This is a genomic window from Burkholderia sp. SJZ089, from assembly GCF_007828315.1.
GTDB classification, from domain to species: Bacteria; Pseudomonadota; Gammaproteobacteria; order Burkholderiales; family Burkholderiaceae; genus Burkholderia; species Burkholderia gladioli.
Genome location: NZ_VIUM01000005.1, coordinates 115,269 through 126,671, shown reverse-complemented (window position 1 = coordinate 126,671; position 11,403 = coordinate 115,269). Strand labels below are relative to the sequence as shown.

Annotated in this window: 12 protein-coding genes; 2 read left to right on the top strand and 10 right to left on the bottom strand. The window is 69.4% G+C overall.

The genetic code is table 11. The features are described from left to right. Positions 1-9 precede the first annotated feature (9 nt). Positions 10-1,386, top strand: coding sequence for a glycoside hydrolase family 28 protein (locus FB600_RS10915; protein WP_096748863.1), 1,377 nt, complete (start codon positions 10-12; stop codon positions 1,384-1,386). 47 nt (positions 1,387-1,433) lie between these two features. Here the strand turns inward: FB600_RS10915 and FB600_RS10910 are convergent, their stop codons facing one another. The 10 genes from FB600_RS10910 to FB600_RS10865 all read right to left on the bottom strand — a co-directional run bounded on the left by FB600_RS10910 (position 1,434) and on the right by FB600_RS10865 (position 10,638). Then, positions 1,434-1,745: a zf-TFIIB domain-containing protein gene (locus tag FB600_RS10910; RefSeq protein WP_036051461.1), complete on the bottom strand. Its 312-nt coding sequence runs from the start codon at positions 1,743-1,745 to the stop codon at positions 1,434-1,436. Positions 1,746-1,931: 186 nt separating this feature from the next. After that, a complete protein-coding gene (locus FB600_RS10905) occupies positions 1,932-3,368 on the bottom strand; it encodes an alginate export family protein (protein WP_145756823.1) in 1,437 nt (478 codons plus the stop codon). A gap of 4 nt (positions 3,369-3,372) precedes the next feature. Continuing rightward, positions 3,373-4,320 (bottom strand): VOC family protein, encoded by a 948-nt coding sequence (locus FB600_RS10900; protein WP_145756824.1) that lies wholly within the window; start codon positions 4,318-4,320, stop codon positions 3,373-3,375. 89 nt (positions 4,321-4,409) lie between these two features. Next, positions 4,410-5,174 (bottom strand): YoaK family protein, encoded by a 765-nt coding sequence (locus FB600_RS10895; protein WP_145756825.1) that lies wholly within the window; start codon positions 5,172-5,174, stop codon positions 4,410-4,412. After that, positions 5,171-5,407, bottom strand: a complete 237-nt coding sequence (locus FB600_RS10890) for a DUF1427 family protein (protein WP_096748868.1) — start codon at positions 5,405-5,407, stop codon at positions 5,171-5,173. Before FB600_RS10890 ends, FB600_RS10895 begins: the two co-directional genes overlap by 4 nt. A gap of 83 nt (positions 5,408-5,490) precedes the next feature. After that, positions 5,491-6,153 (bottom strand): phosphohydrolase, encoded by a 663-nt coding sequence (locus FB600_RS10885; protein WP_013698047.1) that lies wholly within the window; start codon positions 6,151-6,153, stop codon positions 5,491-5,493. Between the two features lie 111 nt (positions 6,154-6,264). Continuing rightward, complete coding sequence (locus tag FB600_RS10880) at positions 6,265-6,687, bottom strand: DoxX family protein (RefSeq protein ID WP_047837551.1); 423 nt, start codon at positions 6,685-6,687, stop codon at positions 6,265-6,267. A 10-nt stretch (positions 6,688-6,697) separates the two neighbouring features. After that, entirely contained in the window at positions 6,698-8,575 is a 1,878-nt protein-coding gene (locus FB600_RS10875) for an amidohydrolase (RefSeq protein WP_098154020.1), read from the bottom strand. Between the two features lie 149 nt (positions 8,576-8,724). Beyond that, positions 8,725-9,360, bottom strand: a complete 636-nt coding sequence (locus tag FB600_RS10870) for a hydrolase (protein ID WP_098154021.1) — start codon at positions 9,358-9,360, stop codon at positions 8,725-8,727. 282 nt (positions 9,361-9,642) lie between these two features. Then, positions 9,643-10,638 carry an alpha/beta fold hydrolase gene (locus FB600_RS10865; protein WP_105821062.1) on the bottom strand — a complete coding sequence of 332 codons (996 nt, stop codon included), beginning with the start codon at positions 10,636-10,638 and terminating at the stop codon, positions 9,643-9,645. A gap of 502 nt (positions 10,639-11,140) precedes the next feature. On the opposite strand from FB600_RS10865, the gene FB600_RS10860 reads away from it, so the two are divergent. Continuing rightward, positions 11,141-11,317, top strand: coding sequence for a DUF1328 domain-containing protein (locus tag FB600_RS10860; protein ID WP_013698042.1), 177 nt, complete (start codon positions 11,141-11,143; stop codon positions 11,315-11,317). The last annotated feature ends 86 nt before the right edge of the window (positions 11,318-11,403 follow it).

The window sequence follows — 11,403 nt, the reverse complement described above, 5'->3', positions numbered from 1 at the left end:
AACAACCCGATGAAAGGGAAAATCAGCATGCGCGCGGCATGGGCGCTCTCCGTCTTCGCCGCGCTCGTCGGGCAGGCATCCGCGCAAGCGGCCACCTGCACGCCGCAGTGGAGCGGTTCAGCCAGCACCAACACCACCAATCTGCAGAACGCCATCCAGCAGTGCGCCGCCAGCGGCACCAGCAGCAGTCCGGGCCTGGTCGATCTCGGCAGCAACAACGGCATCTCGACGGCGGTCATCACCAGCGTGAACCTCGCCAGCAATATCGTGCTCAAGCTGGAGAAGGGCTTCACGCTGAAAGGATCGCCGGCGCAGCCGTCGGGCGGCGCGATGCTGACCGGCAGCAGCCTGAGCAACCTGACCATCACCGGCACCGGCGCGATCGACGGTGACGGACAGGACTACTGGCCCGCGGCGGTCGGACAGAACAACACGGCCCGGCCCAAGCTGATCGCCATCACCGGCTCGAACCTGCAGATCGGCTCGAACTTCACCGATGCCGGTAAACCGCAATCGATCGTGGCCTTCCCGAGTTCGTCCAATGCCACCGGTAACGCGCTGATCATCCGCAATTCACCGAAGGAACAGCTGGTGATCGAATCGGGCTCGAAGAACGTCACGATCGACGGCGTGTGGATCTACGCGAACCCGAACCGTAATGCCAGCGGCGACGATCTCGCGCCGAACACCGACGCGATCGACATCATCGGCACCCAGACCGCGACCATCCGGAACTGCCTGCTCGACACCGGAGACGACGATATCGCCATCAAGTCCAATGCGGGCGGTGCGCCGACCTCGACCGTCGACATCGGCCACTGCGTGGTGGGCGGCGGTCATGGCATCTCGATCGGCGGGCAGGAAGCGGCCGGCACCACGCTCGCCAATCCCGGCGTCTCGCAGGTCACGGTCGACACGGTGCAGTTCAGCGGCACCGACTACGGCTACCGGATCAAGACCGACCAGACCGCCAAGGACAGCGGCGCCACCACCGGCGTGACCTATCGAAACACCTGCATGCGCAATGTCCAGCAGCCCTTCCTGTTCACCTACGCCTATGCCTCGGGCACCGGCGGCGCCTTGCCGATCATCGCCAACGTCGACATCGACAACGTGATCGCCACCGCCACCAAGCAGCAAGGCGCCATCGTCGGGCTCTCGAACAGCCTGATGGGCGTACCGAAATCGGGGGACACCGGGATCCGCATCACCAATAGCCAGATCAGCGGCGGCAAGGCCTTCTCGGTGACCAACGGCGAATTGCAGCTGGGCAGCCACAGCACCGCAGCGACCACGACCGGCTCGAACGGCCAGGTGGTGCAGGTCCCGGATAGCGGCACGACGCTGTCCTGCCCGAGCAGCATCACGATCCCGGCACAGATCTGAGCCGGGGCGCGAACACGCCGCCGGCGCGATGCCGGCGGCCTTCGCGCTCAGTCGAAGTCGAACATGTCGAACAGCGAGCGTTTCTTGCGATAGCCCTGTTGGTGCCCGGCGCGATGCTCGTCGCGTCGATAAGGATGGCCTTCATGGCTCGCCTCGCGCGATCGTTCGCGCTCGCGGTCCTCGTATCCGCGCGCGCTCGACGGCGCGGGCATGCCGGCCTCCCGCGCATCGAGCGCGATCAGCTTGTCGAGCTCGCCGCGATCGAGCCACACGCCGCGACAGGTCGGGCAGTAATCGATCTCGATGGTGCGGCGCTCGGCGATCAACAGATCCGGGGTCTTGCAGACGGGACATTTCATCTTGCTGCCTCCTTGAGCGGCTTGAAGATGACGCCAGCATAGCGAGCGGGTGGTATCGAAAAAACCTGTATTACGCGAAATTCAACTGCGTTTTTTTCGAACCACCCGCCTCCCCGCTTCCCTGTCTCGACATCGAGCCGGTCGACATCGACTGCATCGAAGGCGCTCGGCGGCGCGCCTGGCCCGTTACCAGCCGAACTTCGCCTCCATACCGACATAGTCCGCGTTGCGCGCGCCCAGCGCTCGCAGCGAATCCCCGACGTTGAAATGCACGGCTTCCAGCGCGAGCGCCACGTTATCGCTGACCAGCCAGTCGGCGCGCAGCTGCGCATACATGCCGGTCCAGCGGCTGCCGTGGCCCGCCGTGCCCGGCACCACCGCCATGCCCTGGCCGTAGACGGCATCGGCCGCGGTCTCGCGCCACTGGAAGCCGAGCGCCGTCATCAGCGTGAGTGTCGGCGCGAGCTTGAACGTCAGCGAAGGCTTCACGTGGATCAGGTTGCTGTAGCCCGTGTAGCCGGCCAGCGTGAAGTAATAGCCGTTCGGGAACAGCGGGTTGAAGGTGCCGACGTGGCCGTTGCCGGGATGGCTGTCGCCGGAGGCGCCGTCCACCTGCAGGCCGAGGCGCGGCGTGCCGGGCAGCGAGGCGAAGCTATAGCCGCCGAGCATGCCGAAGGCCCAGGCGCCGATGCTGGCCGCGCCCACGTGCCCGGTCTGCCCCATCGCTTCCACGTCCCAGTCGAACGGCGCGCGCTTGCCGGCGTAACGCAGGTCGAACACGTCGCGCCGCTCGTTGCCGGCGGCATCGATAAAGCGCGCGTCGTCGCGCTCGTAGCGCGACCAGTAGGCCGACAGGTCGCCGGGGCCGAAGCTGCTGCGCTCGACGCGCAGGCCGCTGAACTTCAGGTGGCGGTTCGAGGTGTCGTCGAAGCTGTCGAGATCGCGATACTGCACCGGCCGCGTGAGATAGCCGATGAAGCGCCACTGGCCGATCTCGTAGTCGCCCCACAGCGCATCGAAGGCCTGCCGCACGTTGGGGCCGTCGCGCACGGCGATGAAGCGCTGCAGGTCGAAGGCCATCTCCTGGCGGCCGATGCGCGCCTTCACGGTGCCGGCGCCGAGCTGGCCGACGTAGGCGACGAAGGCCTGCTCCAGGTCGAGCGGGTTCTTGTCGACGGGCGACACCGAATCCTTGCCGAATGGGCGCGCATCCTCGAGTTGCACGAAGGCCTGCACGTGCTCGCCGAAACGCGCATCGGCATGGACTTGCGCGCGCTGGATCACGTAGCCGTCGGCGCGGCCGCTGCCGAGCCCGAACAAGGGCGCGTCGTTGAATTCGAAGCGCTCTCGCAGGTTCGCGCCGAGCGAGAGATACCAGCTCGGATCGCCCGACAGCGGGATGTACTTGAGCGCGTCGAGCGGCTTGCGCGGCAGGCAGGGATCGGTGAGCGCGCCCCAGTTCTCCTGCCAGCGATTGAAGCCCGGCACGGGGCGGCTCGCGGCGCAGGCCGGCTGCGCGACGGCGCTTGCCGCAGGCGGCGTCTGTGCCTGCGCGGCCGTGCCCGGCAGCAATGCGAGCGCGCAGGCCGCGCGCAACGCGCGGCGGGTCGTCTTGCTTTGCATGCGCTCAGTTCGCCGCGGCGGCGTCGAATTGATGCAATTCGGCCACGTAGCCGCCGGGGAACTCCACCATCGCCGTGCGTCCCTCGGCATTGCGCGCCGGCGGCACCAGCAGCCTGACCTTGGCGGCGCGGGCTCGGGCCAGGGTCGCGTCGAGATCGGCCACGCGGTAGCCGGTGGTCTCGTGCCCGTACGGATAGGGCAGCTTGCCGTCGGTCACGAACACCAGCATGTTGCCGAAACCCGATTCGATCCGAACCCGGCGAATCGATTCGCCCGGCTTGCCGAGTTCGGCGCCGTCGGCCCGACGATCGTCCGAGACGATCCGGCCATGCGAGAAGCGCAGGAAGCGGCCGATGAAATTGCCTGCCTCGTATTTCGACACATAGACGCGGTTGTCCGGCACCCGCTCGAGCGGCGCGTACGAAGGCGCCTTGGTGTGCCAATAGAGCTGCATGTTCAGGCCGCCCGGCCACTGGATGATCGCGTCCTTGCCGATCGGGTCGTCGAAGGGCTCGACCCGCACGTCGGCGCCGGCCGCGCGCGCGGCCCGCACCGCCTGATCGATATCGCTGACCAGGTAGCCGGTGCGCTCCTCGCCGAACGGATAAGGCACGGGCGTCTCGAAGGCGAACACCGACAGCATGCCCACCGGCGTCTGCACATATTGCGAGGCGGTCCTGCTCGGCGTGGGTGTAACCGTGAACACGGCGCGTGGCGAGGCCTTGCCGCCGAAGGTCGCCACGAAACTGTCGACGAACGCGTCGATGTCGGCGCTCGACACATAGACGTGCGTGGTGTCGTATTGCGGACCGACCGAGACCACCGGCGTGCGCGAGGCTGGCGCGGCGTAGCGCGCTTCGTCGGCGAAGCTGGAGGCGGCCGGCAGCAGCAGGCCGAGCGTGGCAAGCGCCGCAAGCACGCGCATCGGACGGGAAATGACGGAGAAGCTCATCTGGGACTCCAGGTTGGGAACGGAAAACTGCAAGACCCGGCTCTCGCCCGCCGACGGGGGGCGAGAGCCGGAACGGGGACGGCCTGGCCTCATCGGCCCGGGCCGCCGGCAATGCCGCCCGCGCCGGTGCCGGACATACCGTGGCGCGCGGCGATCGCGAGCACGCCGAGCATGGCGAGCGGCACCAGCAGCGCCGCGAACCCGGCCATGCGCCAGCCGAGCGCGCCGAGTGCCGCGCCCAGCGCAAAGGCGAGCACGGGCGGCATGACCTGCGCCAGGCGCCTGCGCACCGCGGCCCGCTCGTCGGGCGTGCCAGTCGGTGCCAGCAGCTCGAGCAGATCGAGCACGGCCTGGGTGACATTGCCGGTCATCACGGTGTTGGCGGCGATCGCGCGTGTGGCGAGCCTGGCATGCGCGTTCTGCACCCCCATCGCGGCCGCGCCGAGCAGTCCGCAAGCCACGGCCGCCGGCGCCTCGGTGCCGGCCATCGGCATGGCGGCGAGGCCCGCCAGCAGGAACGCGGCCAGCAGCACGCACTGCAGGCCGTACAGCGCCGCGGCGTGATGGCCCGGCGGCGCCTCGCGCGTGATGCCGGCCAGCAGCCTGGCGGCGGCGATGCCGGCGACGAAGGCCGGAAACACCAGCAGCTTGGCCAGCACCCCGCTGCCGGCGCCGGCCAGGCCCGAGCCGATCAGGATGAAGTTGCCGGTGACATGCGCGACGAACAGGCCCGACAAGGCCACGAAGCCGAGCGTATCGACGTAGCCGGCCACGAAGGCCAGCAGCACGTTTTCGCTGCGCAGCGTCCGCGCGGCACAGCCGCGCGCGCCGAGACCGCAGCCGGTGCCGCTCATGGCCGACGATCCCGCTGCGCGGCACGCCCGGCCGGCGTGTCGGCCGGGCCCGGCGCGGTGGCTGCCTGGGTGGCCTGCCATTGCGCCTGCACCAGCGGAATCGCGTGTTCGCCGATCACGATACCGAGCAGCCCGGCCAGCGCGATCAGCGGCGGCGCGGGCGACTGCACGCGCGAAAAGTAATAGAGCAGACCGACGACCACGCCGGCGCCGAGTGAAATCAGATACGACATTGCCACTCTCCCTTGATCGGCCACGAGCACTCGCCCGGGCCTGGTTTGCCTGATTGCCTGCCGCGCCGGCCTCGCCAACCGCGCTAATCGCGCCATGGCGAGCCCAGAATCTGGCCGCAGAAATTCATGCGGCGGTAATCCGGATCGATACGATCGAGCACGTCGGCACCGGCCGTGCCCGCGGTGCTGCCCGGCCGATGCGCGAGGCCGCGGCCGATCGCGTCGATCACCGCTTCGCCGAACCGCGCGCCGCGCGGATAGGCGGCCAGCACGCCCGCCCGCTCGCCACGGGTGTAGGCGTGGTAGTGGGCACCGGTCAGGTCGGTGCGCACCGCCTGCGCGAGCACGCCCGCCAGCGGCGAGATGCGCGCCGGAATTCCCGAAGTGGTATGCAGCGCGATCGCCAGCCAGAGCTCGCTCTGCTCGCGCTCGCTGGCGCCGTGGCGTCGCAGCAGGCCACGCGCGGCGTCGGCGCTGTCGAGCTCGTAGCGCTCGGCGGAACGGGCGTAGGCCGCGCTCAAGCCCATGTTGGCGTACAGCGAGCCCACGAACAGCGCGCCCGCATCGCAGGCCAGCCCGCCGCGCCGCGCGCTCAGTGCCGCCAACACGAAGACCCGGCGCGCATGCCCGAGCAGCACCGCCGGCAGCGCCGCGCCGGCGCTCTCGAGGGCGGCCAGGGCCAGCGGCGTGGCTGGAATCCTTACCCCCGCCACCTCGCCGCCCACGCCAGCCAATGACGCCTGCATGCCGCCCTCCCGGCTCTCGCCCTGTGTGGTTCGTGATCGCGCGCGCCGCGCGTGCGCCGTCGCGGCTGACCGCCAGCGCTCTTGCGGCGCGGCCCGCGGCATGTGCGGCCGTCAAGGCCGGCCGCGTTCGATCGCCGGCCATCGCAGGCGATGACGCCCCGCCCCGCCGATCGCGACCGTGCCGAACAGGATCAGCAGCATCCAGGCGAACTGCCCCTGTTCCAGCGACCAGTCCGGATGCACCAGCGTCAAGGCGACCACGGTGACGGCCAGGATCGGCAGCGCGGCGAGCCGCGTGGCGATGCCGGCGATCATCAGCAAGGGGCAGAGCACCTCGGCGAAGATCGCGAAACCGAGCGTGAGCGGCGCGCCCAGGTGCAGCGGATCCTCGATCGCGGCGAGCTGCGCACGCACGTGCAGCAGCTTCGGCAAGCCGTGGACCGCCAAGACCAGCAGGCTGGCGGCGACACGCAGGAACAGCAGCGCCGCGTCGGCGGTGCTGCCCGAACCCGGGCCTGTCTCGTTCGATCTCATGCGCGGCGCCTCAGAATGCGAAGCAACTGCAGCCGAGCGCGCCCCAGAACGCGTTCGCGTCGCCGGCCGGCACCTGGCCGCCCCAGGCCCGCCCATGCGCGTGGCGATGCACGCCGCAGAGGTTCGCGCAGCCCTGGGCGCAGGCGCGTTCCAGCGAGGCCACCGGGCGATAGCGCGCATAGCCGCCGAACTCGGCTACCGGCGACCAGCTCGGGCTGACCGGCAGCGCGGGCGGCCCGAAGCACTCGAATTCCTGGTCGGCGTACACCACCCTGCCGTTCACCACCGTCAGCACCGACACCAGATGACGAATCGCTGCTTCGTCGATGCTGAAGAAGTCGTCGCTGAGCACGGCGAAATCCGCGTACTGGCCGGGCACCAGCGCGCCCTTCCTGGTCTCGTCGTTCGAGAACCAGGCGCTGCCGACCGTGTAGCGGCGCAACGCCTCCATCCGCTCCAGCCGGTCGCGCGCCGCGTACATCGGCGTGCCGCCGACGGTGCGGCCCGATACCAGCCAATAGAGCGAGACAAAGGGGTTGTAGCTGGCCACGCGGGTGGCGTCGGTGCCGGCACCCACCGGCAGCCCGGCCTCGAGCATCTTGCGCACCGGCGGGGTCTGCGCGGCGGCGTCGGCGCCGTAGCGCGCGATGAAGTACTCGCCCTGGTAGGCCATCCGGTGCTGCACCGCGATCCCGCCGCCGAGCGCGGCGATCCGCTCGATATTGCGTTCCGAGATCGTCTCGCAGTGGTCGAAGAACCAGCGCAGGCCGGCGAACGGGATATCGGCGTTCACGCGCTCGAACACGTCCAGGAAGCGCGAGATCGATTCGTCGTAGGTCGCGTGCAGGCGGAACGGCCAGCGATTGGCGACCAGCAGGCGCACCACCGCTTCCAGCTCCTGTTCCATCTGCTCGGGCAGGTCCGGGCGCGGTTCGAGAAAGTCCTCGAAGTCGGCCGCCGAGAACACCAGCATCTCGCCCGCGCCGTTGACCTTGAGGAAGTCGTCGCCGTCGCCGGGCCGCGTGGCCTTTACCCACTTCGCGAAGTCCTCGATCTCGCGCCGCGCGTTCTGCGTGAACAGGTTGTAGGCGATGCGCAGGCTCAGTTGGTCGCGCCTGGCCAATTCCATGATCACGGCGTAGTCGTCGGGATAGGCCTGGTAGCCGCCGCCCGCGTCGATCGCGCTGGTCACGCCGAGCCGGTTCAGCTCCCGCATGAATTGCCGCGTGGAGTTCATCTGGTCCTCGACGGCCAGCTTCGGGCCCTTGGCCAGCGTCGCGTAGAGCAGGCCCGCGTTGGGCCGGGCGATCAGCATGCCGGTGGGATTGCCGCGCCGGTCGCGCTGGATCTCGCCGCCCGGCGGATTCGGCGTGTCGCGGTCGTAGCCGACCGCGCGCAGCGCGGCCGCGTTGAGCAGCGCGCTGTCGTAGAGATGCAGGATGAAGACCGGCGTGTCGGGGGCGATCGCATTGAGTTCGTCGAGCGTCGGGCCGCGCTTTTCCACGAACTGGAATTCGTTCCAGCCGCCCACCACGCGCACCCATTGCGGCGCCGGGGTGCGCGCCACCTGCGCGCGCAGCATCGCCAGCGCGTCGTGCAGCGAGGGCACGCCGTCCCAGCGCAGCTCCATGTTGAAGTTCAGGCCGCCGCGGATCACGTGCAGATGCGAGTCGTTCAGGCCGGGGATCACGGTACGGCCCCGCAGGTCGATGCGTCGCGCGTCGTCGCGCGCCCATTGCATCACCTCGCGATCGTTGCCGGTCGCGACGATCTTGCCGCCGGCCGAGGCCAGCGCCGTGACGAACGAGCGGCGCTCGTCCTGGGTGGCGATCTTGCCGTTGAAGATCACCAGGTCGGCGATGCGTGCCGGTTGGTCGGGTGCGCCCATCGTCGCTCTCTCCTGTGTGCTGGACGTGGTGGCCGACGCGCGGGCCCTGCCGCGGGTCGATGCCGGAATCGAAGGCGGCGGCGCGGCACGCATCCAGGCGTGCCGCGCCGCCCTGGGGCGTGCGCGTCGGCGGCGCACGCCGGCGGGGATCAGCCCGCCTCGCTGGCGTGCTCGCCGAGGATCTGCTTGGCGTAGCGCACGCCGATCCCGTAGGCGCTGTGCGCCTTGAAGATCTCCATGCAGCCGTCGTAGGTCTCGCCGCGCGCCCAGTCGCGCTGCAGCTCGCACATGAACTGCAGCGAGCTGGTGGGCACCGCGCCGGCCTGGATCACGCGCTGCACCGCGCGCTCGTGCGCCTCCTCCGTGACGTCGCCGCAGGCGTCGCTCGGCACGTAGATCTCGAAGCCCTCGGCCAGCATCTGCACGCTCGGGAATGCCACGCAGACCTCGGTCCAGAGGCCCGCGATCACGATCTTCTTGCGCCCGGTGGCCTTGATCGCCGCGCGAAAGCCCGCGTCTTCCCAGGAGTTCATCGAGGTGCGGTCGATCGGCTTCTGATCGGGAAACACCGACTGCACCTCCGGCAGCAGGTGGCCGCTGAAGGTCTCGGAAGCGATGGTGGTCAGCACGGTGGGCACCTTGAACAGCTTGGCGGCCTTGGCCAGGATCTGGACGTTGTGCAGCACCGTGGTGCGCTCGTGCGAGTGCGTGCCGAAGAACATCTGCGGCTGGTGGTCGATCAGCGCGAGCGCGCAGTTGTCGGGGGTCAGCAGTTCATAGGCCATCTGGGACTCCATAAAGGTGGCGAGGATCGGGTCGGGCAAAGCCGGCTCCGCCTCGAGGGCGCCGGCTTCGCGACTGGACCGCAGATTACGGAGCGCGGACCTGAAAGTCCTGTCGATCATCTGAAGCGATCTGAAGCGAGCTGAAGCCGGCGGAACCGGTTGCGCGCGACGGGGCCGGCGGCCGCCGCGGCAGGCGCGAAAAAAAGCCCGGCGCGTGGGCCGGGCGAGCGCAGCGGGAAATCGGGCGCGCGGCGTCGTTGCCGCCGCGCGAGCCACCCGCGATCAGGACTGCAGGAAGGCCAGCAGGTCCGCGTTGACCTGCTCCGCGTGCGTGCTGCACATGCCGTGCGGCGCACCGGCATGGATCTTCAGCGTGGCATTGCGCACCAGCTTCGCCGACAGGCGCGCCGAGTCGTCGATCGGCACGATCTGGTCGTCGTCGCCATGCAGGATCAGGGTGGGCACGCCGATCCGCTTCAGGTCCTCGCTGTAGTCGACCTCGGAGAACTGCCTGATGCACTCGTACTGGCCTTTGATCGAGCCGGCCATGCCCTGGCGCCAGAAGTCCTGGACCAGGCCCGGCGAGACCTTCGCCTGGGGCCGGTTGAAGCCGTAGAACGGCGTGGCCAGATCCAGGTAGAACTGCGAACGGTTCGCGGCCACGCCGTCGCGAATGCCGTCGAACACCGAGATCGGCAGGCCACCCGGGTTGGTTGCCGTGCGCAGCATCAGCGGCGGCACCGCGCCGATCAGCACCGCCTTGGCGACGCGCGCCTCGCCGTGCCGGCCGATGTAGTGGGCCACTTCCCCGCCGCCGGTCGAATGCCCCACCAGCATCGCGCCCATCACGTCGAGTGCCTCGAGCACCGCGGACAGGTCGTCGGCGTAGGTGTCCATGTCGTTGCCCGAGGACGGCTGGCCCGACCGGCCGTGCCCGCGCCGGTCGTGCGCGATCACGCGGTAGCCGCGGTTCACCAGGAACAGCATCTGGGCATCCCAGGCATCGGCCGACAGCGGCCAGCCGTGCGAGAACACCACTGGCGTGCCGCTGCCCCAGTCCTTGTAGTAGATCGGCGTGCCGTCCCGGGCGAGCACGAAGCCGCCGCCGCCGCCGTCGGCATGGGCCCTGGCATGCCCCGGCGCATGCGCGTTCGCGGCGGCGGCCGGTGCCGACAGGCCCGACATCGCCGCCACGGCGCCCGCCATGCCGGCGCCGGCCGACAGCAGGCGGCGGCGTTGAGCCGAGCGGCTCGTGAGGATGCGGTGCTGATGACTCATGTTTTCTCCTTCGATGGCTCGCGCGTATCGGATGCGGATCGATGGCGACATCAGCCTCGGTTCGCCGCGTCGAGCGCGTGGGGTTGGCGGTGGATCGCCCCGGGCCGGCTCGGCGATGTCGATCGCAAGCCGTCCGAGGCGCGATCGCAGCCTATCGGGGCGAAAACCGGAAGTCCTGTGGCAAACCTGAAAAGATCTGAACGGCGCATGGCGCGGGCCGGTGTGGCCATTCCTGCAATCCACGCCGCGGGCGTTTGCAATATTTACCGACATCGCCCCGGCCCGGGGCGGACGATGCCGACGCCGGCCATCGTCGAGGCGCGCCTCGCGGCATGCTCGGCACGGGTTCGGCAGCGGGCTTGCGAGCCGATCCGCGCGAGCTGGCCCGTCAATTGCATGAGATGGCCGCCGGCCTCGCCCCGGCCAAGAGAGAGCACGATGCGGGGCCGGCCTGGCGCCGCTTGCCGCATCCGCACAAACCAACTATAGGGAGTTGATCGACATGCTGAAATGGGCACTGATTTTCGCGGTGATCGCGATCGTCGCGGGGCTGTTCGGATTCACGGGTATCGCCGCCGGCTCGGCCGCGATCGCCAAGTTTCTGTTCGGCCTGTTCCTGGTGCTGTGCATCGTGTTCCTCGTGATCGGCGTGGTGGTTGCCAAGCGCGTCGTCAAATAGCGCCGGCGAGGGCCGGTTCGACCAGGGCCGGCCCTCGGGCACCGTCGCGGCGCCGGCTTCACGCGTGTGTCCTTGCGCGTGGCAAG